Origin of the sequence: Streptomyces sp. NPDC029674, from assembly GCF_044903205.1 — a bacterium.
GTDB lineage: Bacteria > Actinomycetota > Actinomycetes > Streptomycetales > Streptomycetaceae > Streptomyces.
On sequence record NZ_JBJDPY010000012.1, the window covers coordinates 55,698 to 81,569 of the forward strand.

Annotated in this window: 23 protein-coding genes; 10 read left to right on the top strand and 13 right to left on the bottom strand. The window is 68.8% G+C overall.

Features of this window, described 5'->3' with window-relative positions:
- Nucleotides 1-241: 241 nt before the first annotated feature.
- The 5 genes from ACI2L3_RS26845 to dnaA form a co-directional block, all read right to left on the bottom strand.
- Complete coding sequence (locus ACI2L3_RS26845) at nt 242-805, bottom strand: DUF721 domain-containing protein (RefSeq protein ID WP_404754950.1); 564 nt, start codon at nt 803-805, stop codon at nt 242-244.
- Nucleotides 802-1,923, bottom strand: coding sequence for a DNA replication/repair protein RecF (gene recF, locus ACI2L3_RS26850; protein WP_404754951.1), 1,122 nt, complete (start codon nt 1,921-1,923; stop codon nt 802-804). Before recF ends, ACI2L3_RS26845 begins: the two co-directional genes overlap by 4 nt.
- A gap of 80 nt (nt 1,924-2,003) precedes the next feature.
- Nucleotides 2,004-2,888 (bottom strand): phosphogluconate dehydrogenase (NAD(+)-dependent, decarboxylating), encoded by an 885-nt coding sequence (gene gnd, locus ACI2L3_RS26855; protein ID WP_223775665.1) that lies wholly within the window; start codon nt 2,886-2,888, stop codon nt 2,004-2,006.
- 89 nt (nt 2,889-2,977) lie between these two features.
- Nucleotides 2,978-4,108, bottom strand: coding sequence for a DNA polymerase III subunit beta (dnaN, locus tag ACI2L3_RS26860; protein WP_404754952.1), 1,131 nt, complete (start codon nt 4,106-4,108; stop codon nt 2,978-2,980).
- 909 nt (nt 4,109-5,017) lie between these two features.
- Nucleotides 5,018-6,883 carry a chromosomal replication initiator protein DnaA gene (gene dnaA / locus ACI2L3_RS26865; RefSeq protein ID WP_404754953.1) on the bottom strand — a complete coding sequence of 622 codons (1,866 nt, stop codon included), beginning with the start codon at nt 6,881-6,883 and terminating at the stop codon, nt 5,018-5,020.
- A gap of 367 nt (nt 6,884-7,250) precedes the next feature.
- Between dnaA and rpmH the strand changes: the two genes are divergently transcribed.
- The 9 genes from rpmH to ACI2L3_RS26910 all read left to right on the top strand — a co-directional run bounded on the left by rpmH (nt 7,251) and on the right by ACI2L3_RS26910 (nt 14,252).
- Nucleotides 7,251-7,388 carry a 50S ribosomal protein L34 gene (gene rpmH, locus ACI2L3_RS26870; RefSeq protein ID WP_003949374.1) on the top strand — a complete coding sequence of 46 codons (138 nt, stop codon included), beginning with the start codon at nt 7,251-7,253 and terminating at the stop codon, nt 7,386-7,388.
- A gap of 21 nt (nt 7,389-7,409) precedes the next feature.
- The gene (gene rnpA / locus ACI2L3_RS26875; RefSeq protein WP_404754954.1) at nt 7,410-7,781 is read left to right on the top strand and encodes a ribonuclease P protein component; all 372 of its coding nucleotides are present in this window, start codon (nt 7,410-7,412) and stop codon (nt 7,779-7,781) included.
- Nucleotides 7,778-8,134 (top strand): membrane protein insertion efficiency factor YidD, encoded by a 357-nt coding sequence (gene yidD, locus ACI2L3_RS26880; protein WP_404754955.1) that lies wholly within the window; start codon nt 7,778-7,780, stop codon nt 8,132-8,134. Before rnpA ends, yidD begins: the two co-directional genes overlap by 4 nt.
- A gap of 3 nt (nt 8,135-8,137) precedes the next feature.
- Complete coding sequence (gene yidC / locus ACI2L3_RS26885; protein ID WP_404754956.1) at nt 8,138-9,460, top strand: membrane protein insertase YidC; 1,323 nt, start codon at nt 8,138-8,140, stop codon at nt 9,458-9,460.
- A gap of 14 nt (nt 9,461-9,474) precedes the next feature.
- Complete coding sequence (locus ACI2L3_RS26890; protein WP_404754957.1) at nt 9,475-9,990, top strand: protein jag; 516 nt, start codon at nt 9,475-9,477, stop codon at nt 9,988-9,990.
- A gap of 115 nt (nt 9,991-10,105) precedes the next feature.
- A complete protein-coding gene (rsmG, locus tag ACI2L3_RS26895) occupies nt 10,106-10,822 on the top strand; it encodes a 16S rRNA (guanine(527)-N(7))-methyltransferase RsmG (protein WP_404754958.1) in 717 nt (238 codons plus the stop codon).
- Nucleotides 10,823-11,140: 318 nt separating this feature from the next.
- The gene (locus tag ACI2L3_RS26900; protein ID WP_404754959.1) at nt 11,141-12,217 is read left to right on the top strand and encodes a ParA family protein; all 1,077 of its coding nucleotides are present in this window, start codon (nt 11,141-11,143) and stop codon (nt 12,215-12,217) included.
- Nucleotides 12,214-13,329 carry a ParB/RepB/Spo0J family partition protein gene (locus ACI2L3_RS26905; RefSeq protein WP_404754960.1) on the top strand — a complete coding sequence of 372 codons (1,116 nt, stop codon included), beginning with the start codon at nt 12,214-12,216 and terminating at the stop codon, nt 13,327-13,329. Before ACI2L3_RS26900 ends, ACI2L3_RS26905 begins: the two co-directional genes overlap by 4 nt.
- Before the next feature lie 305 nt (nt 13,330-13,634).
- A complete protein-coding gene (locus ACI2L3_RS26910; RefSeq protein ID WP_404754961.1) occupies nt 13,635-14,252 on the top strand; it encodes a GNAT family N-acetyltransferase in 618 nt (205 codons plus the stop codon).
- Between the two features lie 10 nt (nt 14,253-14,262).
- Here ACI2L3_RS26910 and ACI2L3_RS26915 read toward each other — a convergent pair whose 3' ends face one another.
- Nucleotides 14,263-15,237, bottom strand: coding sequence for a helix-turn-helix transcriptional regulator (locus tag ACI2L3_RS26915; protein ID WP_404754962.1), 975 nt, complete (start codon nt 15,235-15,237; stop codon nt 14,263-14,265).
- A 99-nt stretch (nt 15,238-15,336) separates the two neighbouring features.
- Here ACI2L3_RS26915 and ACI2L3_RS26920 point away from each other — a divergent pair, with 99 nt between their 5' ends.
- On the top strand, nt 15,337-15,732 hold the full coding sequence (locus tag ACI2L3_RS26920; RefSeq protein ID WP_404755147.1) for a RidA family protein: 396 nt from the start codon (nt 15,337-15,339) through the stop codon (nt 15,730-15,732).
- Between the two features lie 94 nt (nt 15,733-15,826).
- Here ACI2L3_RS26920 and trxA read toward each other — a convergent pair whose 3' ends face one another.
- The 7 genes from trxA to ACI2L3_RS26955 all read right to left on the bottom strand — a co-directional run bounded on the left by trxA (nt 15,827) and on the right by ACI2L3_RS26955 (nt 25,843).
- Nucleotides 15,827-16,156 (bottom strand): thioredoxin, encoded by a 330-nt coding sequence (gene trxA / locus ACI2L3_RS26925; protein WP_404754963.1) that lies wholly within the window; start codon nt 16,154-16,156, stop codon nt 15,827-15,829.
- Between the two features lie 40 nt (nt 16,157-16,196).
- Complete coding sequence (trxB, locus tag ACI2L3_RS26930) at nt 16,197-17,156, bottom strand: thioredoxin-disulfide reductase (RefSeq protein ID WP_404754964.1); 960 nt, start codon at nt 17,154-17,156, stop codon at nt 16,197-16,199.
- Between the two features lie 172 nt (nt 17,157-17,328).
- Nucleotides 17,329-18,303: an anti-sigma factor family protein gene (locus ACI2L3_RS26935; protein WP_404754965.1), complete on the bottom strand. Its 975-nt coding sequence runs from the start codon at nt 18,301-18,303 to the stop codon at nt 17,329-17,331.
- Nucleotides 18,300-19,031, bottom strand: a complete 732-nt coding sequence (gene sigM, locus ACI2L3_RS26940) for an RNA polymerase sigma factor SigM (protein WP_404754966.1) — start codon at nt 19,029-19,031, stop codon at nt 18,300-18,302. Before sigM ends, ACI2L3_RS26935 begins: the two co-directional genes overlap by 4 nt.
- A gap of 42 nt (nt 19,032-19,073) precedes the next feature.
- Nucleotides 19,074-20,786, bottom strand: a complete 1,713-nt coding sequence (locus ACI2L3_RS26945) for a protein kinase family protein (RefSeq protein ID WP_404754967.1) — start codon at nt 20,784-20,786, stop codon at nt 19,074-19,076.
- A 118-nt stretch (nt 20,787-20,904) separates the two neighbouring features.
- On the bottom strand, nt 20,905-23,388 hold the full coding sequence (gene murJ / locus ACI2L3_RS26950) for a murein biosynthesis integral membrane protein MurJ (protein ID WP_404754968.1): 2,484 nt from the start codon (nt 23,386-23,388) through the stop codon (nt 20,905-20,907).
- A 46-nt stretch (nt 23,389-23,434) separates the two neighbouring features.
- The gene (locus ACI2L3_RS26955) at nt 23,435-25,843 is read right to left on the bottom strand and encodes a DUF6049 family protein (protein ID WP_404754969.1); all 2,409 of its coding nucleotides are present in this window, start codon (nt 25,841-25,843) and stop codon (nt 23,435-23,437) included.
- Between the last annotated feature and the right edge of the window lie 29 nt (nt 25,844-25,872).

The window sequence follows — 25,872 nt, forward strand, 5'->3', positions numbered from 1 at the left end:
GAGCGGCTGCGTCGTTCAGCGATAGTCAGCGTTGCTCGGTGCGTCCCACAAGTGGGGCGGGATTAGCTTCCAGTCTACCGGTAGCGCTGACAGTGATGGGGGTTTGCCGGTACCTGAGTCCGCATGTGCCGTCCTGAACGGGACTCGGCCGACTCCCCATATGCGGAACGGGGCTCCAAAGGGCTCACAGCGGCACTCAGCGCTTCGAGCCGTCAACCACCAGCGACCGACACCGACGGGCTCAGCCGTAGGTGTCCCCGGGGCCCGTGCTACCGGGCGCGCGCAAGGGTCCGAAGCGGCGCGGGGGGCCTCCGGGGCCGAGCACCTTGATGAGGCGTACGGTGCCGTGGCCCAGGTCTTCGTTGAGGCGTGCGACCAGCTGAGGGGCCATGAGGCGCAGCTGGGTGGCCCATGCCGTCGAGTCGCACTGCACGGTCAGGACACGCTCGTCCTCGTCGTACCGCTGCGGTACGCAGTGATTGGCCAGGTCGTCGCCGACGATCTGCGGCCACCGGCCCATCACACCGCCCACCGCGGCCGGCGTCTCCCAGCCACGCTCGGTGATCAGACGGTTGATCGCCGAACCGAGCGGCAGCGGATCCCGGCCATCGGCGCGCGCGCCGGACCTCAGTCCGCCGCGCCGGGCCTGCTTCTTCTGCTGCGCGGCGTCCCCACGCGCGCGTGCCTGTTCCTTGGCCGCACGCAGCGCCACCCTGGCGAGGTCGACGCCGGAGGGCTCGGGTGTCTTCGGGGTCCCCGCGGCAGTGTCCTTGGGGGCGCCCTCGGCAGACTGTTCGGAGCTCATACGCGGTCCACCGCGCCGTCCGACACCGCGAACCGCGTGCCGGTGAGCACGCCCGGGACGTCGTCGTCCACCGCGGCGGTGACCAGCACCTGCTCGCCGGGGGCCACCAGCTCCGCGAGCCGCTCCCTGCGGCGGGCGTCCAGCTCCGCGAAGACGTCGTCGAGGACGAGCACCGGCTCGTTGCCCTCGGCCCTGAGCAGGTCGTACGAGGCGAGGCGCAGCGACAAGGCGTACGACCAGGACTCGCCGTGGCTCGCGTATCCCTTCGCGGGGAGCTGGCCCAGCTTGAGCAGCAGATCGTCGCGGTGTGGGCCGATCAGGGTGACGCCCCGCTCGATCTCCTGTTTGCGGGCCTCTTCGAGGGCGGCGATCAACTGCTCGTAGAGCGCCTCGCGGGTGTGTCCGTCGCCGGGTGCGGACGGCTTGTACTCCAAGGAGACGGGTCCGCCGCCGGGTGCCAGCTGTTCGTACGCCTTGTCGGCCAGCGGCTGCAGCGCGGAGATCAGGTCGAGCCGCTGGGCGAGCAGCTCGGCTCCCGCGCGCGCGAGGTGCTGGTCCCAGACGTCGAGCGTGGACAGGTCCATGGAGCGGCCGCCGTGGCGGCGGGCGAGCGCGGCGGACTTCAGGAGGGTGTTGCGCTGCTTCAGGACCCGGTCGTAGTCGGACCGGACCCCGGCCATGCGAGGGGAGCGCGCGGTGATCAGTTCGTCGAGGAAGCGGCGTCGCTCACCCGGGTCGCCCTTGATCAGTGCGAGGTCCTCGGGCGCGAACAGCACCGTGCGGACGATGCCCAGCACGTCGCGTGGCCTGACCTGCGAGGACCTGTTGATGCGGGCGCGGTTGGCGCGGCCGGGATTGAGTTCGAGCTCGACCAGCTGGGACCGCTCGCCCTGGGTGACGGCGGCCCGGATGACGGCCCGCTCCGCGCCCATGCGGACGAGGGGGGCGTCCGAGGAGACCCGGTGGCTGCCGAGCGTGGCGAGATAGCCGACGGCCTCGACGAGGTTGGTCTTGCCCTGCCCGTTCGGGCCCACGAACGCGGTGACGCCCGGGTCGAGAGGGACCTCGACCCGGGCGTACGAGCGGAAGTCGGCCAGCGAGAGATGCGTGACGTGCATGGTGTGCGCCGACCTCCCCCGGCCTACTTCATTGCTGAGAGGCCTGTGCACAACGGCTGTCGTTGCGCACAGGCTGTGGATCAGTGCTCGCTCTTGGACTCCACCGCGTGGCCGCCGAACTGGTTGCGCAGCGCGGCGATCATCTTCATCTGCGGGGAGTCGTCCTGGCGCGAGGCGAACCGGGCGAAGAGCGAGGCCGTGATCGCGGGCAGCGGCACGGCGTTGTCGATGGCGGCCTCGACCGTCCAGCGGCCCTCTCCGGAGTCCTGCGCGAAGCCGCGCAGCTTCTCCAGGTGCTCGTCGTCGTCCAGGGCGTTGACCGCGAGGTCGAGCAGCCAGGAACGGATGACCGTGCCCTCCTGCCAGGAGCGGAAGACCTCACGGACGTCCGTGACCGAGTCGACCTTCTCCAGGAGCTCCCAGCCCTCGGCGTACGCCTGCATCATGGCGTACTCGATGCCGTTGTGGACCATCTTCGCGAAGTGGCCGGCGCCGACCTTGCCCGCGTGCACCGAGCCGAAGTCGCCCTCGGGCTTCAGGGCGTCGAAGATGGGCTGCACCTTGGCGACGTCGTCCTTGTCGCCGCCGTACATCAGGGCGTAGCCGTTCTTGAGGCCCCAGACGCCGCCCGAGACGCCGCAGTCGACGAAGCCGATGCCCTTGGCCTTCAGCTCCTCGGCGTGCTTCTCGTCGTCGGTCCAGCGCGAGTTGCCACCGTCCACGACGACGTCGCCGGGCTGCAGCAGCTCGGAGAGTTCGTCGATGGTGGACTGGGTCGCGGCCCCTGCCGGGACCATCACCCACACCACGCGCGGGCCCTTGAGTTTGCCCACAAGCTCTTCGAGGCTGGGGACATCCGCGAGGTCCGGGTTGCGGTCGTATCCGATGACGGTGTGACCTGCGCGGCGGATGCGCTCGCGCATGTTGCCGCCCATCTTGCCGAGGCCGACGAGACCGAGCTCCATCAGAGGTTCCTTCACTAGCGAGGTGGCGTTACGGCACTTTCGTACCTGCGTCCGAGCCTACGCCCGGACGCTCGCACACACCTGTGGGCTCAGCCGCTCAGACGTACAGGCATGATCAGGTACTTGTAGGCCTCGTCCGCCTCGGCGTCCACGGCGGGCCTGCCGCTCAGCAGCGCGGGCTTCGTGGAGGTCGTGAAGGACAGCTGGGCGACCGGGGAGTCGATCGCGCTCAGGCCGTCCAGCAGGAACGTCGGGTTGAACGCGATGGAGACGTCGTCGCCCTCGAGCTGGGCGTCGACCCTCTCCACAGCCTGTGCGTCGTCGCTGGAACCAGCCTCCAGGATCAGCACGCCCTGCTCGAAGCTGAGTCGCACCGGCGTGTTGCGCTCGGCCACCAGGGCCACACGCTTGACGGCCTCGACGAACGGGGCGGTCTCGATGACCGCGATGGAGTTGAACTCCGTGGGGAAAAGCGTCTTGTACTTCGGCAGGTCGCCCTCGAGCAGCCGCGTCGTCGTACGCCGTCCCGCGCCCTCGAAGCCGATCAGGCCCTCGCCCGCACCGGACCCGGAGAGTGCCAGGGTGACCGTGTCACCGCTCGTGAGGGCCTTGGCGGTGTCCAGGAGCGTCTTGGCGGGCACGAGGGCCACAGCGGACGCCTCGGGGTTCTCCGGCTTCCACAGGAACTCACGGACCGCGAAGCGGTAGCGGTCGGTGGAGGCCAGGGTGACCGTGTCGCCCTCGATCTCGATGCGCACACCGGTCAGCACCGGCAGCGTGTCGTCGCGGCCCGCGGCGATGGCCACCTGGGAGGCGGCCGAAGCGAAGACCTCACCGGGGACGGTGCCCGTGGCGGTCGGCATCTGCGGCAGCGCCGGGTACTCCTCCACAGGAAGCGTGTGGAGTGTGAATCGCGAGGAGCCGCAGACCACCGTCGCCCGTACACCGTCTGTGGAGATCTCCACCGGGCGGTTGGGGAGCGCGCGGCAGATGTCCGCGAGGAGCCGGCCCGACACGAGGACGGTGCCTTCCTCGTCGATCTCCGCGTCCACCGAGACGCGCGCCGAGACCTCGTAGTCGAAGCTCGACAGGCTCAGCGCGCCTTCCTCGGCCTTCAGCAGCAGTCCCGCGAGGACGGGCGCAGGCGGCCGGGCCGGGAGGCTGCGCGCCGCCCAGGCCACCGCCTCCGCGAGTACGTCGCGTTCAACCCGGATCTTCACCTAAGCCGCCCTCCTGCTGTTGCTGGCTGCTCTCGCCCGCTGGGCCTGTGGCCCTCGTCGTCTGACTCGGTGTCTCTCAGCCATGCCGTGGGAAGGACACCGGGGACCAGTCTGACGCACCGCACTGACAGTCGGTGCCTGTCGGGGTCAAGTCGTGCCGAGCGGTTCCGGAGGTCCGGAGCGCGAGTTGTGCACAGCCCCAGCTTCGAAACCATTTCCCCGGTCTCTCTAGTCGGGAGTAGTAGTAGGGGCTGTGGAAACCGTGGATAACCGCGAAAGCGCTGGTCAGGCCCGGTTTTTTATCCACTGACCCTGTGGGCGGTACCCGTGGACAACCAGGCGTTTCTGTGGACGGGCGAAAGTTCTGCACACCCGGTGCACAGGCGGGGGCCACTTCTCCCCAGCGCTGTCCCCAGTTTTACCCAGCTTCCCCACAGGCCAACCAACCACCTTGGTGTGACGCCTTTCACTCGACTCGGTGAGGAGGCGCGTCGCGTTGCCGAACAGTGGACAGCCGTGTGGAGAAGCTGAGCAAAGCTGGGGACAACGACTCCCAGCCTGTGGGCTGCCGGTGGACAACTTCATGCACAGCCTGTGGACGAGTTTTTTCTCCACAGGCTGTGGAGAGTCTCCGTCCACGAATCCACAACCACCTGACCTGGACTGATGATCTCTCAGCAGCGTCCCCTGTGGACGGCGTCTGGACAACTTCCCGGTCCCCAGGGTGTGGAGGGAAAAAAGTCCGCAGATCTGTGGAGAACAGCCGCCTGAGCAGGGGAAATCGAACAGCGACGGACCGCACGCGCGTGTGCCGACCCCGCCGGCCGGCCCGCGGCAGGCGTCGCGGACAGCAAAAAGGCGCTCCAGGAGGTGTCCTGGAGCGCCCTCAGCGGCGTATTCCGGTCGCTGTCAGCCGTTTTTGATGCGGTTGGTGAGCTCGGTGACCTGGTTGTAGATCGAGCGCCGCTCCGCCATCAGTGCGCGGATCTTGCGGTCGGCGTGCATGACGGTCGTGTGGTCGCGGCCGCCGAACTGAGCGCCGATCTTCGGCAGGGAGAGGTCGGTCAGCTCCCGGCACAGGTACATGGCGATCTGGCGCGCCGTCACCAGCACGCGGCTGCGCGAGGATCCGCACAGGTCGTCCACCGTCAGCCCGAAGTAGTCGGCCGTCGCCGCCATGATGGCCGGCGCGGTGATCTCCGGAGCCGCATCCTCGCCGCCGGGGATGAGGTCCTTGAGGACGATCTCGGTGAGCCCCAGATCCACGGGCTGCCGATTGAGCGACGCGAACGCGGTGACCCGGATCAGCGCGCCCTCCAGCTCACGGATGTTCCGTGAGATCCGCGACGCGATGAACTCCAGGACCTCCGGCGGGGCGTTGAGCTGCTCCTGCACCGCCTTCTTACGGAGGATCGCGATACGCGTCTCCAGCTCCGGCGGCTGGACGTCGGTGATCAGACCCCACTCGAAGCGGTTGCGCAGCCGGTCCTCCAGGGTGACCAGCTGCTTCGGCGGCCGGTCACTGGAGAGCACGATCTGCTTGTTCGCGTTGTGGAGCGTATTGAAGGTGTGGAAGAACTCCTCCTGCGTCGACTCCTTGTCCGCGAGGAACTGGATGTCGTCGACGAGCAGGATGTCCATCTCGCGGTAGCGCTTGCGGAAGCTGTCGCCCTTGCCGTCGCGGATCGAGTTGATGAACTCGTTGGTGAATTCCTCCGAGCTCACGTAGCGCACGCGCGTGCCGGGGTACAGGCTGCGGGCGTAGTGCCCGATCGCGTGCAGCAGGTGCGTCTTGCCGAGACCCGACTCTCCGTAGATGAAGAGAGGGTTGTACGCCTTCGCGGGCGCCTCGGCGACAGCCACCGCGGCCGCGTGGGCGAAACGGTTCGACGCACCGATGACGAAGGTGTCGAAGAGGTATTTCGGGTTGAGGCGCGCGGTCGGCTCACCGGGGCCCGTCGCGGGTGCCGGCTGCGCGGCCAGCGGCCCGGGGGCACCGCTCGACGAGGTGGGGCCGACCGGCCCGCCCCGGTGCACACCGCCGCCACGCGGCCCGCCGGGCGGCTCGGACATGTCGTGACGCTCGCGCCGGTCCTGCGGCTCGGGACGCCGCTGCTCGTACGGCGAGCGGTCCTGTGGGGGCTGCGAGCGGTAATCGTGCTGCGGCTGCTGGACCGGGTTCGCGTACGGGTCGCGGTCGGGGAAGCCGAGCCGCGGCTGCTGCCAGCCGTAGTCGTCCTGCGGCTGCTGCTGGGGCCAGGCGCCGGGGGCCGGGCGCTGGTACTCCGGGTAGGCCGGGCGCGCGGTCGGCAGCTGGTCGGACCGGGAGTCGCCCTGGTGCTCGTCCGCGGGGCGGCGTCCGTAGCTCTCGTACGTTTCACGCCCCTGGTTGGAGGCGGGCGGCAGCTCGGGCTCTTCGTAGCGCTGCTGGTGCGTGTGCTGTTGCTGCTGGGTGTGCTGGTGCTGGAAGGGCGGCGCCGACGGGCCTGCGGGTTCGCCCACGGAGTCGTCGACGGTGATGGCGATGCGGATCGGACGCCCGCATTCGCGGCTCAGTGTCTCGCTGACGACCGGGGCCAGGCGGCCTTCCAGTACGCCCTTGGCGAATTCGTTCGGAACGGCGAGCAGGGCGGTGTCGGCGACGAGCGCCAGGGGCTGGCAGCTGCGGAGCCACCGCTCGTCCTTCGCCTCGACTCCCTGCCCGCGGCCTTCACCCAGCAGATGTTCCAGAACTCGTGGCCACACTGCGGCAAGATCGGCAGGTACGTCAGCCACAGGGCACGCTCTCTCACGGGGTCCCACGAACGTGTGGTTCGTGGGACGGAAATCGGGATGGGGAGGGGGAAGGGAACGAATCGGAGTTCCGTCACGGTAGTCAGGGCGACGGCTGCGGTTCAAGTTGTTGTCCACAGGCTGTGCACAGTGTCTCCCCTCCATGGCCGGTTTGACCGGATGGCGTAGCCCCGCGTACCGTGACCAGGTCGAGTTGTCGATGGCTGCTGCCGCCTGCCTCCGATGGGCAAAGATCACGATCTGTGATTGTGAAGCGGTGCACTCGGTGCGTATTCGCGAGCTTCTCGTGGGCGCACGGTGACAGCCAGGCGATGTCCCGCCACCAACGAATCATTTCTGGAGCCCCCGAGTGAGCAAGCGCACCTTCCAGCCGAACAACCGTCGTCGCGCCAAGACCCACGGCTTCCGGCTGCGCATGCGCACCCGTGCCGGCCGCGCGATTCTCGCGTCCCGCCGTGGCAAGGGTCGCGCCCGCCTGTCCGCCTGATCCCGATCAGGTCATGACGTCGTGCTGCCTACCGAGCATCGGCTGAGGCGGCGCGAAGACTTCGCGACCGCGGTACGCCGAGGACGCCGGGCCGGACGCCCGCTTCTCGTCGTCCATCTACGTAGCGGCGCAACGGACCCGCACGTGCCGGGGGAGAACCTTCCCCCGTCACGTGCGGGTTTCGTCGTGAGCAAGGCCGTGGGTGGAGCAGTCGTACGCAACACCGTGAAGCGCAGACTCCGTCACCTCATGCGCGACCGGATGGCCCTGGTGCCCCCCGGTAGCCTGGTAGTAGTACGAGCGCTGCCCGGAGCGGGTGACGCCGACCATGCACAGCTGGCCCGAGACCTGGACGCCGCCTTGCAGCGGTTGCTGGGAGGGGGCGCGCGATGAAGTACCCGCTGCTGGCTCTGATCAAGCTGTACCAGTGGACGATCAGTCCGCTTCTGGGCCCGGTGTGCAAGTACTACCCATCGTGTTCCCGTTACGGCTACCTGGCCATCGACAGGCACGGTGCGATCAAGGGAACGGCGCTCACCGGCTGGCGCATCCTGCGGTGCAATCCGTGGTCGCTCGGTGGTGTCGACCATGTACCGCCGCGCAAGCGTCCGCGGTGGCACGAGATGCTGCGCGCCGCCTGGCGCGAACGCAAGGGCGGGCCCTCCGCCGCAAGCGCGCCGCCCGGGGACCCCTCCCCGGGAACGGCCGCCGAGACCGAGACCCCGTCCCATGCTCAAGGAGCCTGATTAGTGGACACGATTGCCAGTCTCTTCAGCTTTATCACGACACCAGTTTCGTGGGTCATCGTCCAGTTCCACTCGGTGTACGGGAAGCTCTTCGGCCCCGACACGGGCTGGGCCTGGGGCCTGTCCATCGTGTCCCTGGTGATCCTGATCCGGATCTGCCTGATCCCGCTCTTCGTGAAGCAGATCAAGGCCACTCGGGCGATGCAGACGCTGCAGCCCGAGATGAAGAAGATCCAGGAGCGCTACAAGAGCGACAAGCAGCGCCAGTCCGAAGAGATGATGAAGCTGTACAAGGAGTCGGGTACCAACCCGCTCTCCTCGTGCCTTCCCATCCTCGCGCAGTCGCCGTTCTTCTTCGCGCTGTACCACGTGCTCAACGGCATCGCGACCGGCAAGACGGTCGGCGTCATCGACGAGGGGCTTCTGGAGAGCGCGCGTAAGGCGCACATCTTCGGTGCCCCGCTGGCCGCCAAGTTCACGGACAGCGCCGACAAGGTCGCCTCGCTCAACGCCACGCTGACCGATGTCCGTGTGATCACCGCGATCATGATCATCCTGATGTCGGCGTCGCAGTTCTTCACGCAGCGCCAGCTGATGACGAAGAACGTGGACACCACGGTCAAGACGCCGTTCATGCAGCAGCAGAAGATGCTGATGTACGTCTTCCCGATCATGTTCGCCGTCTTCGGCATCAACTTCCCCGTCGGTGTCCTCGTCTACTGGCTGACCACCAACGTGTGGACCATGGGCCAGCAGATGTTCGTGATCCGCAGGAACCCGACCCCGGGCTCCAAGGCTCAGGCCGCCTTCCTGGAGCGCCTGCAGAAGCAGGTCACGCACCACAAGAAGGTGCGCGGGCGTGGCAACACGAACGTCATCAAGGCGATCGTCGCCAAGGGCCGGGACCGCAACGAGTTCGAGCGCAAGTTCATCAACGGTCTGACCAAGGCGGGCCTCGCGGCGCAGGCCGACGGCACCGTGGTGGAGAGCGACACCTCCGTCGTCACCGAGACCGAGGACGGCACCCCCGCCGGCGCCCCGAAGCGCCAGCAGCCCAAGCGCCAGAGCAAGTCCAAGCGCCAGTCCGCCACCACGCAGGCAGCGGCCGGGGCCACCAGGGCGGACGAGCCCTCCGACGCGAAGACGTCGCTGGAGAAGACCGCGGCCGAGCCCGCGGACGACTCGGACGACTCCCCCAAGACCAAGCAGGCCGGTGGCAACAACAAGCAGGGCAACAAGCCCGGCTCCGGTCAGCGCAGCCGTGCCAAGTCGGGACAGCAGCGCAAGGGCCAGCAGCGGCCCAAGCACCCGTCCTCCAAGAAGTAGAAGGAGCCCATCCCGTGACGGAAGGCACCACCACCTCTGCCGCAGCTGAGGCCGGCGACACCCTCACCCGCCTCGAGCAGGAGGGTGAGATCGCGGCGGACTACCTCGAGGGTCTGCTGGACATCGCCGACCTCGATGGCGACATCGACATGGATGTCGAAGCCGACCGGGCCGCTGTGTCGATCATCAGCGACAGCGGCAGCCGCGACCTGCAGAAGCTGGTCGGCCGTGACGGGGAGGTCCTGGAGGCCCTCCAGGAGCTCACGCGTCTCGCCGTGCACCGCGAGACCGGTGACCGCAGCCGCCTGATGCTGGACATCGCGGGTTACCGCGCCAGGAAGCGCGAGGAGCTCTCGGAGCTGGGCGCCAAGGCCGCGGCCGAGGTGAAGAGCAGCGGCGAGCCGGCCAAGCTCGAGCCGATGACGCCGTTCGAGCGCAAGGTCGTGCACGACGCGGTCAAGGCCGCCGGCCTGCGCAGCGAGTCCGAGGGCGAGGAGCCGCAGCGCTTCGTCGTCGTACTCCCCGCCTGATCGCGGCAGAGCGTTTCCCGGCCCCGTCTGTTCGCAGGCGGGGCCGGTCTTTGTCAGCCTGATAGACAGCCACCGACAGACAGCCACCCCAGTGCGGTACGGAAGGACGGTCCCCGTGACGGAGGCAGCGGAGCTCCCCCCGGCGCCGGAAGAGGCCCGGACGGTATTCGGTGATCGCTTCCCGGATGCGGTCCGCTACGCGGAACTGCTCGCCGACGCGGGTGTCCAGCGCGGTCTGATCGGCCCTCGCGAAGTGCCGCGGCTGTGGGAACGGCACCTGCTGAACTGCGCCGTACTGTCCGAGGTCGTGCCCGAGGGCGTCACGGTGTGCGACGTCGGCTCCGGGGCCGGCCTGCCCGGCATTCCGCTGGCCCTTGTCCGCCCGGACTTGAAGATCACGCTCCTTGAGCCGCTGCTTCGGCGTACGAACTTCCTCACCGAAGTCGTCGAGCTGCTCGGTCTCGACCACGTGACCGTCGTGCGCGGCCGCGCCGAAGAAGTACTCGGCAAGCTCCCTCCCGTCCACGTCGTGACTGCGCGAGCCGTTGCTCCGCTGGACCGCCTGGCGGCCTGGGGTGTCCCGCTGCTGCGTCCGTACGGGGAGATGCTGCTCCTCAAGGGCGACACCGCTGAGGAAGAGGTCAAGGCAGCGGGTGCCGCCCTGAGCAAGCTCGGTGCCGTGGACACCTCCGTGCTGCACGTGGGTGAGGGAGTGGTGGACCCGCTGTCCACCGTCGTACGGGTCGAGGTCGGGGAGAGCCCCGGCGGTGTGCGCTTCGCAGCGAAGCGCGCCAAGGCCGCTCGCACCGGACGTACGCGTCGGCGCCGCTGAGCCCCTCTACGGCCGACGGTGTCCATCCGCGTGATCCGAGTCGATGCCGTCATTGATCCGTCCTGACGACGAGCCGTACTCCACAAAAGCTGTCAAACGTATCCATACCGGGGTGTCGCACCAGCGGCACCCCGGCTTCCGTGCATCGTGTTTCACGTGAAACGTCGCTCACTGCTGCATGGCATCATCAATCGCGGCCGCGCCGCGGAACCTCGCGACCGTCGTCCACTCGGTTCCCTCGATAAGGGCACGGAGTTTTCCACAGAGGTGGATTCGTCCACAGAAGACCGGGCCTCGCTGGTTCACGACCCTGAAAGCATGGGAGGCTCTGTTCATTGCGAGCCTGATGTCGAGGAGAGTGAATCCTTGCGGTCCGACGCCAACATCGCGGGACCGATGACCGATCCGGTCCCCGGTCCCCGTACCGAGTCGGCGGGGGAGGATGTTTCACGTGAAACACCGACCCCGATGGACGACACACCCATCGGTCGTGCTGCCCAACTGGCGGTGGACGCGCTCGGCCGCGCAGGCGAGGGCCTGCCTCGCCCCGAGCAGACCCGCGTCATGGTGGTCGCCAACCAGAAGGGTGGGGTGGGCAAGACGACGACGACCGTCAATCTCGCTGCCTCGCTCGCTCTGCACGGCGCCCGCGTCCTGGTGATCGACCTCGACCCGCAGGGCAACGCCTCCACGGCTCTCGGTATCGATCACCACGCCGACGTGCCGTCCATCTACGACGTACTGGTCGAGAGCAAGCCGCTCGCCGGGGTCGTCCAGCCGGTGTCCGATGTCGAGGGTCTCTTCTGTGCCCCGGCCACCATCGATCTCGCCGGTGCGGAGATCGAGCTGGTGTCGCTGGTGGCACGGGAGAGCCGGCTGCAGCGGGCGATCCAGGCGTACGAGCAGCCGCTGGACTACATCCTCATCGACTGCCCGCCCTCGCTGGGTCTCCTGACGGTCAACGCTCTGGTGGCCGGTGCGGAGGTGCTGATCCCCATCCAGTGCGAGTACTACGCACTGGAAGGCCTCGGCCAGCTCCTGCGCAACGTAGACCTGGTGCGGGGGCACCTCAACCCGAACCTGCACGTGTCGACCATCCTGCTCACCATGTACGACGGCAGGACCCGGCTCGCCTCTCAGGTGGCGGACGAGGTGCGCAACCACTTCGGCGACGAGGTCCTGCGGACCAGCATTCCGCGGTCGGTCCGCATCTCCGAGGCCCCGAGCTACGGCCAGACAGTGCTCACCTACGATCCAGGATCGAGCGGCGCCCTCTCGTACTTCGAAGCAGCACGCGAGATCGCGCTGCGCGGGGTCGGAGTGCGCTACGACGTCCAGCACGCCCACATGGGCGCTCAGAACGACCAGCACAGCATGACGGAGGGGATGCAGTGAGCGAGCGACGCAGAGGACTGGGGCGAGGCCTCGGTGCCTTGATCCCCGCAGCCCCGACGGAGAAGCAGGCCCCGCAGAACGCGAGCGGAGCCTCCACCTCTCCCTCGGCGGTGCCGGTACTGACCGCCGAGCGGGGCGTGGCGGCCGCGAAGGTGACGGCACTCCCGCAGAGCCCTGTTTCACGTGAAACGGTGGAGCCACTCCAGCAGGCCGCGGAGACGCCGGAGAACCAGGCCGTGGCCGGCGCGTACTTCGCCGAGCTGCCGATCGGCTCCATCTCCCCCAACCCGCAGCAGCCGCGCGTGGTCTTCGACGAGGACGCTCTCGCCGAGCTCGTGACCTCCATCAAGGAAGTTGGGCTTCTCCAGCCGGTCGTCGTACGGCAGCTGGGACCCGCGCGATACGAACTCATCATGGGTGAGCGGCGCTGGCGGGCCTGCCGGGAGGCGGGCCTGGAGCGCATCCCCGCCATCGTGCGGGCCACCGAGGACGAGAAGCTCCTTCTGGACGCGCTGCTGGAGAACCTGCACCGCGCACAGCTGAACCCGCTGGAAGAGGCCGCCGCCTACGACCAGCTGCTCAAGGACTTCAACTGCACACACGACCAGCTGGCGGACCGCATCGGCCGGTCCCGCCCGCAGGTCTCCAACACGCTGCGTCTGCTGAAGCTCTCGCCGACGGTGCAGAACCGGGTCGCTGCCGGGATTCTCTCCGCGGGGCACGCCCGGGCGCTGCTCTCCGTCGAGGACTCGGAGGAGCAGGACCGGCTCGCCCACCGGATCGTGGCGGAGGGCCTCTCGGTGCGTGCCGTCGAGGAGATCGTGACCCTCATGGGTTCGCGGCCGCAGCGTGCTCCGAAGGCGAAGGGACCGCGGGCCGGTGCCCGGGTTTCGCCGGCGCTGAGCACCCTCGCCACCCGGCTCTCCGACCGGTTCGAGACCCGGGTGCGGGTGGACCTGGGTCAGAAAAAGGGGAAGATCGTCGTTGACTTCGCCTCCCTCGAAGACCTGGAGCGCATTCTCAGCACGCTGGCTCCGGGCGAGGGGCCGGTCCTGAAGAACGGGCTGGCCGAGGAGGACTCGGACGAGGCCTCTGAGGACGACAAGGCCTGACCCGCAGGTAAGCACCGCGAAAGCGGGCCGTGTCCGGTCTGTGCCGGAACACGGCCCGCTCTTTGCTTTCTTACGGTTTCGATGCAATCCCATCGTGGATACGATGCGTTCAGGTATGGCGCATCCACCTGACGGCACCTCTTTGGGGAGGCGGGGGCCATGCGAACGATGAGCCGCACCGGACTGATGACAGCGGGCCTCGGGCTGGGAGCGGTCGGCGGCTTCGTCGGCAGCCTGCTCAGGGAACGCAGCGCGTTGACAGCCGCCCGCAGCGCGGCGGCCGACGGAAGTGAGGAACCGCCTTCATGGGGCGTCGGCTCGTACCGCTCACACTGGACAACCTCCCGGACCTCCCCGAGCGTTGCCGCACCTGCGTCTTCTGGGAGCTGGACCCGGTCAGTGGCGAAGCCGCGGTAAAGGCCGGAACCCCGGACCTGGAGAAGGAGGCGTGGATCTCCGCCGTCCTTCTGGAGTGGGGCTCCTGCGGCCGGGTGGTCTACGTGGACGACGTACCGGTGGGCTTCGTGCTCTACGCACCTCCGGCGTACGTTCCGCGCTCCACGGCGTTCCCCACGAGCCCCGTCTCCCCGGATGCCGTTCAGCTGATGACGGCCTGGATCATGCCCGGCTACCAAGGGCAGGGGCTCGGCCGGGTGATCGTCCAGACCGTTGCGAAGGACCTGCTGCGCAGAGGGTTCAAGGCGATCGAGGCCTTCGGCGACGCGCGGTGGGAGAAGCCCGCGTGCGTGCTGCCCGCGGATCACCTTCTGGCGGTGGGCTTCAAGACGGTCCGCCCGCATCCCTCCTATCCGCGGCTGAGGCTCGAACTGCGTACGACGCTGTCCTGGAAGGAAGACGTCGAGATGGCGCTCGACCGATTGCTGGGAGCGGTGCAGAAGGAGCCCGCGCTCCGGCCGCTGTGAACCCAAGGACTCAGCACGAGTCTTCGTAGTGGGTGGCGATCGCGGCGGCGCGGTCGCGCAGGGATGTGCGCAAGGACTGTGGGGCCAGGGCTTCCGCGTCCGTGCCGAGCTGCCACAGCGCCCATTCGGCGTGACGAGAGTCCTGGTAGGTCACCTTCAACCGCGGCCAGCCGTCGGGGCCGGGTTCTTTCGTGCGGACGGCGAGCGCTGTGTCCACCAGATCCTCTCGCCGCGCCGGGTTCACCCGGACCAGCGCGGTGATGTGGTCGCCGTCGGAGAGGAACCGCGCGGAGCGCTCCCGCCAGATCCGGTCCAGGTCGACCTGGTTCGGTCGCTGTGCCGTCTCCGGGAGCTCCTCGGCGGCCAGCATCCGCGACAGCCGGTAGGTACGGTCGGCGCCGGATCTCGTGGCCAGCAGGTAGGCGCGGTCGCGCACGGTGACCAGACCGATCGGGTCCACCGTGCGCCACTGTGGTGCCTGTCCCGTGGCCGCGTAGTGGATGCGCAGCTTGTGCCCTGCCAGCACCGCGCGCCGGACCTCGATCATCGTGCCGGCGGCCACCTCCTCGGTGACCAGCCGGCGTGAGAGCAGGTCGGTCTCCGGCTCCACGAGGAAACGCTGGGCCGCGTCGCTCGCGGTGCTGCGGTGGCTTTCGGGCAGTGCGTCGACCACCTTTCGCATGGCCGAAGCGAGCGCCGAGCTGAGGCCGAACACCTGCTCACCGCGGCCCGATCCAGCAGTCAGTAGAGCGAGGGCCTCGTCGTGGTTCAGGCCGGTGAGCTCGGTGCGGAAGCCGGGCGCCAATACGAAGCCGCCGTGTCGGCCGCGCTCGGCGTAGACCGGGACGCCGGCCGCGGACAGCGCCTCGATGTCGCGCAGCACGGTGCGAGTGGATACCTCCAGCTCACGGGAGAGCGTGTCCGCGGTCAGCCGACCTCGCTGACGCAGCAGCAGCACCAGCGAGACCAACCGGTCGGCGCGCATACGGGAACGTTATCGAAATACGTGACCAAGGATGTCGTGAATTGTTGCGAGGCTCTGTGACGCGACGACGAGGCGAATCGAAATGGAGCTGACGTGACAGTGGAACGAACGGCGGTCAACCCGGTGACGTGGTCGGCGGAGATGGGGTTCAACCAGGGGGAGGTTGTCTCCGGGCACACCCGGACCCTGTACATCTCGGGCCAGACCGCGATGAGCGCTGACGGCAAGCCCCAGCACGACGGCGACATGGCAGCGCAGTTGGGACTGAGCATCGAGAACGTGGAGGCGGTGCTCGTCGAGGCCGGCATGTCTCTCGCGAACCTGGTCCGGCTCAACGTCTACACGACGGACGTCGATCTGCTCTTTCAGCACTACGGCGTGCTGGCGGCGCGGTTGGGCGCCGCAGCGGTGGCCCCGACCACCACGATGCTCGGGGTGACGCGGCTGGCGATCCCGGGCCAGTTGGTCGAGCTGGAGGGAACCGCCGTCGCATGATGCGGCGCCGCCGAGGAGCGGGCTGCTGAAAGGCGAATGGACCAGCCCCTCAGGGACTGGTCCATTCGTGTTTCACGTGAAACATCGCCGCCGATTAATCGTCGATGAAGTCAGCCAGGTCCTTCTCGATGGCCGCCTTCGGCTTGGCACCCACGATGGTCTTGGCGACCTCGCCCGCCTGATACACGTTCAGGGTCGGGATCGACATGACGCCGTACTTGGCGGCCGTGCCGGGGTTCTCGTCGATGTTGAGCTTGACGACCTCGATCTTGTCGCCGTGCTCCTTCGCGATCGCCTCCAGGGAGGGGGCGATCTGACGGCACGGGCCGCACCAGGAAGCCCAGAAGTCCACCAGTACGGGCTTGTCGCTCTTGAGCACGACCTCCTCGAAGGAGGCGTCGGTCACGTTCTTCAGGTCGGCCACAGGAGGCTCCTTAACTCGGTTGTGCGGTGGGGAAGAGGTGTCAGGCGGTGACGGCCGCCGACGCGCTGTCGACGAGGGCAGCGAGGAAGCGCTCGGCGTCGAGAGCGGCGGAGCAGCCGGTGCCGGCCGCCGTGATCGCCTGACGGTACGTGTGGTCGACGACGTCGCCGGCGCCGAAGACACCGGGTACGTTCGTCCGGGTCGAGGGTGCGTCGACCTTGAGGTAGCCCTCGTCATCGAGCGTCAACTGCCCCTTGAAGAGCTCCGTGCGCGGGTCGTGGCCGATCGCGATGAACAGACCCGTCACCGGCAGCTCCGACGTCTCGCCGGTCTTCAGGTTGCGCAGCGTCAGGCCGGAGAGCTTCTGCTCGCCCTTGATCTCGGCGATCTCGCTGTCCCAGATGAACTTGATCTTCGGGTCGGCGAAGGCGCGCTCCTGCATCGCCTTGGAGGCACGCAGGCTGTCGCGGCGGTGCACGATCGTCACGGACTTGGCGAAGCGCGAGAGGAAGGTCGCCTCCTCCATCGCGGTGTCGCCGCCGCCGATCACGGCGATGTCCTGGTCCTTGAAGAAGAAGCCGTCGCAGGTGGCGCACCAGGAGACGCCGCGTCCGGAGAGGGCGTCCTCGTTGGGCAGGCCGAGCTTGCGGTGCTGCGAGCCGGTGGTGACGATGACGGTCTTCGCGTGGTGCACGGTGCCCGCGGTGTCCGTCACGGTCTTGATCTCACCGGTGAGGTCGACGGAGACGATGTCGTCGGGCACGAGCTCGGCACCGAAGCGCTCGGCCTGGGCCCGCATGTTGTCCATGAGCTCAGGGCCCATGACACCGTCCTGGAAGCCGGGGAAGTTCTCCACCTCGGTGGTGTTCATCAGCGCACCGCCGGCGGTGACGGCGCCCTCGAACACCAGCGGCTTCAGCGACGCGCGCGCGGTGTAGAGCGCCGCCGTGTAGCCGGCGGGCCCGGAGCCGATGATGATCACGTTACGGACGTCGGTCACGGCTTGATTCCTCGTCTCTGGGGACTGCTGCGTACTGCTGGTGGGTGCCTGTCTCAGGACTCTCACCCCACCCAACGGATCCTACGGGGCTTGCATTCCCGGACGTGTCCGAGCGCACGGAAGTGTGGCAGGACGAGGAGTGCCATGGACCGCTGGGCGGTCGGCCGCGGTGTCAGTTCTGCGGGTAGGAGTGCGTCACGAGGACCTTGCCCGCGGCGGGCGAGGACTTGCCCACGCAGGCGGCGTCGACGACGTACGCGGAGACCTTGGTGCTGTCCGAGTCATGGGGCACCACGACGAGGTAGGCGCGCTTGCCCTCGTACGAGCCCTCTTCGGCGGCGAGTGGCGTCTTGTCGCCGATGCCGCGCTGAATGCAGTCCGGCACCTGGACCGCGCGTTTGGTATCGGCCGACTTTTTGGGGGACTCCGGGCTGTTGCGGATGTCGAAGGACGGAGGCGAGGTGTCCGACTTCCCCCCGGTCTCGTGGGGCGCGTTCTTCTCGAGGAGATCGGCGACGCGGCCCTTGAGCTTTCCTTCGGAGAAGGAGTTGGCGGTGTCCCGATGTTCCGGAGGCGTTCCGGCCGTCCCTCCGGAGTCGCCGCCCATGGTCTGGATCAGCAGAGTGCCGAGGCCGATGGCGGCCGCGGTGAAGACCGCGCCGAGCACCGTGGTGCGTCGACGCGTGGCGCGCAGGCGACCGCCGCGACCGGGGCCGGTGGCCGCACGCGCATGTCCCGCAGGGCGGTCCGCGCTCCTTGAGGAGGCGGAGGCGGACGTTGTTTCACGTGAAACACGCGCGGGGCCGGGCGTCGACGTGGGGGTGGACGGAGAAGCAGCGACGGTGACGGGCTCGGACACCGCTGTCTCGGAGGAGAGGCCTTCGGGAGCGGTGGAGTCCAGCAGCGCTTCCGCGGCGAGTGCCGCGTCGATGCGTCCGGCGACGTCGTCCGGCATACGGGGCGGGCCTGGCAGCGTACCGAGCATGCCCCGGATCTCCTCGAGCGAGGCGTAGACGTCGGTGCAGAGTTCACAGCTGTCCAGGTGCCGTCGCACGTCGCTCGTGCGCGACGGAGAGAGCAGGCCTTCGGTCAGATCGGAGATCTCAGCGACATCCGGGTGCCCGTCCGAGTCGGTCGCGGTTGTCACGCTCGCCCACCTCCGCCCTTCACGGCAGCTGAATCGCTTGGTCCTGTGTCCTGTGGCCCTGCTGCCGGTGGGACGGATGTCCCCTGCGTGCGGTTCCTTCCCGAGCCGGTCTTCTTGCTTCCTCCGTCGGCGCTGGTCTCGTCGCGCGAAGGTGGCCCCGTACGCAGATGAGTGAGCAGCGGCAACAATCTGGCTCTGCCACGCGCGCAGCGGCTCTTGACCGTCCCTGTGGGGATGTCGAGGACGCGGGCGGCCTCGGCCACCGGGTAGCCCTGCATGTCGACCAGGACGAGAGCGGCGCGCTGATCGTGGGGGAGGGTCCCGAGAGCCTCCAGGAGCTCCCGGTGGAGGTCGCCCCGCTCGACGGGGGCCGCGGCCGATTCGGCAGGCTCCAGGAGCTGCTCGAGGCGCTCGCTGTCGTCGATCGGGGAGGTCTTCCGGGAGGCCGCCTTGCGTGCTCTGTCGAGGCAGGCGTTCACGGTGATGCGGTGCAGCCACGTCGTCACGGCGGACTGGCCCCGGAACGTGTGCGCCGCGCGGTAGGCGGAGACCAGGGCGTCCTGCACCGCGTCAGCGGCCTCCTCGCGCTCTCCGAGGGTGCGCAGCGCCACGGCCCACAGGCGGTCGCGGTGGCGCCGCACGAGCTCACCGAAGGCGTCCTTGTCGCCGGCGACATGGGCGGCGAGGAGGTCCTGATCGCTCATGTCACCGTGTGCGGCGCTGTTCACCGTCGAACCCCCTCCCCCAGTGAGCTGTGGCGGGCCGAACCCTCAGCCCTTGAGCTGTACGTCCTTGATGGCTTGCTTGTAGCCCGCCCCGTAGTACCCGTCGACACCGGAGTACGGGACCGCGGTCATCCAGAGGAGCACGTACTGCGACTTCACGGGCTTCTTGGACTTGATCTTCACGGTGGTGTCCGACGTGGTGCCGGTGCCGATCTTCTTCATGGACTCGATGTCCGTCGAGGGCGACAGCGAATCCGTGGCGTACAGCGAGACCGTGGTGCGGTCGCCGGGGTACAGAAGGGATACCGACGCCTCGGAGACCTCTTGCTCCGAGCCGAGGTCGTAGACGATACCGACACCGGGTTTGAAGGGGGCGAGCGGTGGCCCTTCCCTGAACGTCTTCGTGCGCCAGAGAGAGGCCCGGTCCTTGTCATAGGTGTGGCGGACGTTCTCCGGCTCCTGGGCGTTGCCCTTGAGGACGAGCTCCTGGCCGTTCTTGATGCTGATCGGCTTCTTGGGCCTGGGCTGGCCCTTGTCGCCACCCGTGTTGGTGTTCGTCTTTCCCGGGTCGCTGGACTTCTCGTGTTCCATCAGCGCGTCCGCCAGCTGCCAGCTGCCCAGCCCGAGCGCGGCGATGAGCAGCGCGGAGACACCCCACTTGAGGGCCCTGCCGGTACGGCTCTGCAGCGGGGGCGGCGGGGTGGGCACGGGCTGGGTGACCCCGGGGTGGGCCGCCGGGCGGCCGTACGTGCCCTGTTGGTACGTGGTGCGCTGGTACTCGGGTGGCGCGGTGAACGCGGGCTCCGGCGGGCGGATGCGGGGCATCTCAGCGATGGCCTTCACCAGTTCCTCCGGCGTCGTGCACGGAGGTTCCTGGCGTGAAGCGGTCGCCCCGTCGTTGACGAGCGCGCGCATGGTGAGCTCCGACAGGCCTCGGTGGACGCCCGCGCGCACCTGGTCGGGGGCGATGAGCCCGACGCCCTTGGGCAGCCCGGAGAGGCCGTACGCGTCGTCCTCGTACGGCCAGCGCTGCGTCAGGGAGGCGTACAGGAGAGCGCCGATCGCTTCCGTGTCCGTGCGCTGCGGTGTCTCGGAGCTGATGCCGCGCAGTGCGGCGTTCACGGCGAGGCCACGGATGCGGTACTGCCCCGTAGAGGTGCGCAGCACGGCGCTCGGGGTGAGCCGCAGATGCGCGAGGCCCTCACGGTGCGCGGCGGCCATGGCCTGGGAGACCTGGCTGACGAGCTGGTAGGCGTCGTGTGCCTCGAGCGGGCCGGCGGCAAGGACCGCGGTGAGCTCCGTGGCGTCCGGGAGCCACTCGTGGACTACATAGACGAGGTCGTTCTCCTCGACGGCGTCCAGGACCTGTACGAAGCGCGGATCACCGAGCAGCGCGGAGGAACGGGCCGCGGCGAGCACCGAGCGGGCCCGCGGGTGGTCGGCGGGCAGGAGATGCACGCCGACAGCCCGGCGCAGCTTCTCGTCGACCGCACGCCAGCTGCTGAAACCGTCCAGACGGGTGACGCACTCTTCGAGCCGATAGCGTCTGGCGAGCTTGTGTCCGCTGTGCAGTTCGGGGGGCGAGGACGCCCCGGGGCTCGTGGACCTGTCTGTCTCCGCCGCCTCTTCGTCTGCTGCCGTGTCCCGCTCCCGGGTCTGGGCCTCCCCGTCGGCCGTGGGCTGCTCCGCCTTGGCGGTCAGCGGCTCGTCACCGCTGTTGTCTGCCACGTCGACGGCAGCCGTGCTCCGTTCCGCCACCGTCGTTCCTGCCTCCCCATCCATCGCGCTTCGTCAGACGCCAAAGCCAATTGTGCCCACAGTCCGGCGCTATGCACGACACACGGTGGCCGACGATGGTTGTGCGAGCCTGCCGATCTCACCGACCGAGACGGCCACGGACCATTCCGACCATCGAGTTGAGCTCTTCGATCCGCATGCGCTTCGCGGCGATGAAGTAGACACCGAACAGGACGGCACCGCCCGCGACCAGTGCGGCCAGCGAGCCGAGCACGCCCTGTCCGAGCGCCTGCGTGACCGCGTACGCGGCGCCGCCGCCGAGCAGGGCCGCGGGCAGCGAGGCGATACCGAGCCTGGCATACGTACGCAGGACGCGAGAGCCGTCCAGGTCGCCGCCGAGCCGCTTCCGCAGCCGTCGCCAGGCGACACCCACGCCGATGGCGTAGGCGAGGCCGTAGACGGCCGCCATGCCGGTGACGGCCCAGCGGGTCGGCAGGACGAAGAAGCAGGCCGCGGAGGCGGCGGCGTTCACTGCGGCGACGATGACCGTGTTGTAGAACGGCGTCCGCGTGTCCTCGTAGGCGTAGAAGGCACGCAGCACGACGTACTGCACGGAGTAGGGGATCAGGCCGAGGCCGAAGGCCATCAGCATGAAGCCCATGTTCGTGGCCTGCGGGCTGCCGGAGGACCCGAAGATCAGGGTGCACATCGGAATGCCGAGCGCGACGAATCCGAAGGCGATCGGCACGATCGCGACAGCCGTGGTGCGCAGTCCCTGCGAGATGTCGTCACGGACCGAGCCGGTGTCCCCGTCATTCGCGGAGCGGGACAGCCTCGGGAGCAGGGCCGCCATCAGGGAGACCGTGATGATGGCCTGCGGGAGTCCCCAGATGAGCTGGGCGTTGGCGTAGGCCGCGAAACCGATGCCGGCCGCCGAGGGCAGGTCGACCGTGGCGGCGGTGGCCAGCTGGGTGACGACGACGGCACCGGCCTGGTTCGCCAGCACGAACAGGATCGTCCACTTGGCGAGCTTGGCGGCCTTGCCCAGGCCGTGGCCCTTCCAGTCGAAGCGCGGACGCAGCTTGAAACCGGTCTCGCGCAGATACGGGATCATCGCCAGGGCCTGGACGATGAGGCCGAGCAGGACACCGACGCCGAGGAGGCGCTCGGCCTCCGGCGGGATGCTCTTGACGGTCATGCCGGACGTCTCCGACGTCCCGTAGACCCAGAGGAACATGCCGAGCGTGGCGATGATGACGACGTTGTTGAGGACCGGCGTCCACATCATCGCGCCGAACTTGCCGCGGACGTTGAGGATCTGCCCCATCACCACGTGGACGCCCATGAAGAAGATCGAGGGCAGGAAGTAGCGCAGCAGCGTGGTGCCGACGTCGGTCGCCGCCGCGTCGTTGGCGACGGGCACGGACATCATCCGTACGAGTTGCGGGGCCAGCACGATGCCGAGGACGGTGAGCGCGGCGAGCGCCACCGTGACCAGGGTCAGCAGACGGTTCGCGTATGCCTCTCCGCCGTCCTCGTCCTCCTTCATGGAGCGCACCAGCTGCGGTACGAACACGGAGTTGAGGCCGCCGCCCACGGTGAGGATGTAGATCATCGTGGGGATCTGGTAGACGACCTGGAAGGTGTCGCCGAGCAGGCCGACGCCGAGCGCCGAGACGATCAGTGCGGAGCGGATGAAGCCGGTGAGGCGCGAGACCAGCGTGCCGGCCGCCATGAGCGCGCTCGACTTCAGCAGGCTCGACGCGCGGCCGCCGGACTTGGCGGCGGGTGCGGGCGCGGGGGCCTGGGCGGGAGCGGGTACCGGGGCGGCGGCCGGGCCGGGGACGAGCGGCTGCTCGGCAGCGGGCGGGTAACCGCCGTTGGCGGGCTGCTGGTAGCCGTTGCCCTGCTGGTAGTCGTCCCCCTGCTGATAGCCGTGGCCCTGCTGGTAGGCGTGTCCCTGGGGGTAGCCGGAGCCTTGGGGGTAGCCGTCTTGCTGGTACTCGCTTTGCGGGTACGCGCCCTGCTGATAGCCATGGCCTTGCTGGTAGCCGCCTTGCGGGTACCCGTCTTGCTGGTAGCCGTCCTGCTGGTAGGCGCCTTGCTGGTACTCGTTCTGTTGGTAGCCGTTGCCCTGCTGGTCGCGGTAGCCGCCGACCTGCTGGTCGCGGAAGAGGTGAGCGAACGCGTCCGGCTCGTGGCGCTCCTCGCCGGCCTGGGTGACCAGGTCGTCGACGCCCACGAACTGCGTCGTGCGGGCGTCGTCACCGTAGGGGAGGTGGCGGGTGGGCCCCTCCGGCTCGGGGGCCGGGGGCTGGGCCCACACGCGCGGGTCGGGGGCGTGCTCCGGGGTCGGCGGCTGGCCGTAGAGCGGCTGCTGCTGATACGTGCCGGGCGGTGGCGGGGGGTGCGCCGCGCGGTCGTAGAGCGCCTCGGTCACCGGGTCCTGGGCGGAGAGGTCCTGCGCCCGGTAGGGGTCCTGGTCGTAGGCGTCCTGGAGGTACATGTCCGGCGCCGGCTGCGGCGGCACCTGCCCGTGCTCGGGGGAGCCGGGCGGTGGGCCTTCGGGCGAGGCGGAGCCGCCCGCGCCCTGGCCACGGTCACCGTCGTACGGCGCGTTCATGGTTACCCCACCTCATCGTCCCCGGGCCCACCGGCCACGACATCGCTCAACGGTCCACTCTCTCACCCGTGTCCGACGGGTCGGTGCTTTCGGGAGCGGTGTCCGGTGTCGGGTCACTCGGCTGCTCGGGGTCGTCCGTCCCCGGCCCACTGCCGGACTCACCGTCGGGGCCCTCCTCGGGACCCCCGTCCGAGCCTTCCTCCGGGTCCTGGCCAGGCCCCTCCTGGGCCTGCTTCCGGGCCGCGCGCTTGCGCTGGGTGTACATCCGGAACCCGGCGAGGACGAGCAGGAGGAGTCCACCGGCGATGACCAGCATCACAGTGAGGGTGACCTCGGTGACATTGACGTCGAAGCGCACGGCGTCGCCGTAGGGCTCACCGTCCTCGGTGAAGAGCTGGGCGTACACCGGTACCGGACCGTTGGCGTTGGCGGTGGTCGTGAACTTCACGGACTGGGAGTGGCCGCCCGCGATCTTGATCTGCTTCTCTTCGAACTGTCCGCCGCCGATCTTCAGACGGGTGGGGTTCTGCGAGTACAGCCGCAGGACGAGATGGTCGACGCCCTGCACCAGGTTGTTCTGCACCGACACCGGGATGGTCGCGCTGCGGCCGGACAGCTTCGCGTCGGACCTCTTGATCAGGCTCACCTGCCTGGTGAGGTCCCTGAGGTACTTCCAGACGCTCTCCTGGTACGCCGTCGCCTCCGCCGCGCGACCGCGCCAGGACGTCGACATCCCACGGTCTATGGCCCGCCCGAAGGGGGTGACGACGCGGTCCTTCTCGTTGAGGATCACCTGGAAGCGCTCGAGCCGGTTCTGGGTGTTCTGGATGGTCTCGAAGGACTTCTGTGACAGTTCCTGCCTGCGCAGTGAGCCCGGGTACGCCCCGGCCGACGGCACCTGGGTGGTCGCCTGCGGGTCGGGCTTGGCCTTGGCGGCGGCGGTCAGACTCTCGGACTGTGACCACTTCTCGTCGGAGAGGGCGCTGAGCGCCTTCTCCATGGCCTGGGCCTGGCTCACCGAGGGCATGCGCTGCGGTGCGACGACGATGCTCCGCTGGTTGTCCGGGTCCTGCAGGTTGATCATGAGGCTCTGGGCGAGGAACTCCTGGACGGCGAGCGTGGAGTTCCCGGCGTCCGACATGTCGCCCTGGAAGGCCGTGGAGAGACGGGCGTCCGCCACTACGGCGGTGGTGCCGCCGCCGATGGGCCGGGCCGCGGTCGGCGAGTACGAGAGGCCGCCGGTCTCACGAAGGCTGTCGCTGCGGCTGATCACTGTGTGAGCGCCCGCTGAGGTGGCGACGTCGACGATCGACGGATCGATGGCCCCGTCGGCAGGCCACGCGAAGTCCGTGGTGGGCTTCACCTGAAGGATCGTCTTCACCGTGCTGGCGCCGACCTCGGTGGCTTCCTTGAGGTGCCCGAGAGAGCCACCGACCGCCTTGCCGGTGTGGGCGAGGGAGGCGAGGTCGGGGTCGGCGAAGGGCAGCGCGACGACCTTCTTGCCCTTCACGGCGGCCTGGAGGTCGTTGAGCCACTGATTGGCGACGGACTGGTGCTTGCCGGCCCTGCTGGTCGTTCCATCGGGGTTCTCGATCCGGTAGCTCTTCGTCATCGCCTCGACCGAGGCGAGCAGGTCCGGATCGATGACCCATGTGACGTCCTGGCGGCTGCCGAGGGACAGGAGCTGTTCCAGGCGCCCGCCCGGGGCCAGCTCGTCGGCCAGGTCGTCGTTCTTGAAGACGGGTGTCTGCTGTTCGTCGGACCCCGTCTTCGCCGTGAGGTGGGTCGAGGTGGTGAGCGGCCACAGGACCGTGGTCTTCGTCTTCGTGTCGGCGGCGTCGGGCTGCCACGGCAGGAAGGTGCGCTCGATGCCGAGCACCTGGGGGTAGGGCTGGGCGGCGCTCTGGCCGGTGAGGGCGACACCCAGCTGGTAGACGCCGTCGCCGCCGAGGGACAGCGCCTTCACCGGTACGGAGATGCTGAAGTCCTGCCGCACTCCCGGAGCGAGCCTGCTGATCTTCTCGACGTACTTCCCGCCGATCTCCCTGCCCTCGGCCCCCGGCTGGAAGCCCGTGCGCTTCGCCGCGCTGTCGATCGCGCTGCGGCTGCTGAGAGGGGTGCCGACGCGGAGTCCGACCTGCGCGGCGGTCACCGGCTGCTTGCCGTTGTTGGTGACCGTGCCCGAAACGGTGAGGGTGTCGCCCTCACCGGGAGCGGTGGGGGTGAGCGAGTCCAGGGACACGTCGACGGTGCGCGAGCCGGTGGCGTCGGCCTTCGCGCTCGGCACGGCCGTCCCGGCCTTCGTGCTCGGCGTGGCGGCCTGCGCCACGGGCCCTGTCGGGGCCGTCAGGAGGCCGGCCAGCAAGGGGGTACCCACCAGCAGTGCTGCGGTGCGCCGCAGCCACCGGCGGGCAGGTGAGGGGCTCGTCCCCGGAAAGTCTGCCGCCTCGGCCACGCGTTCGCCCGTCCCTCGTCGTCAGTGGT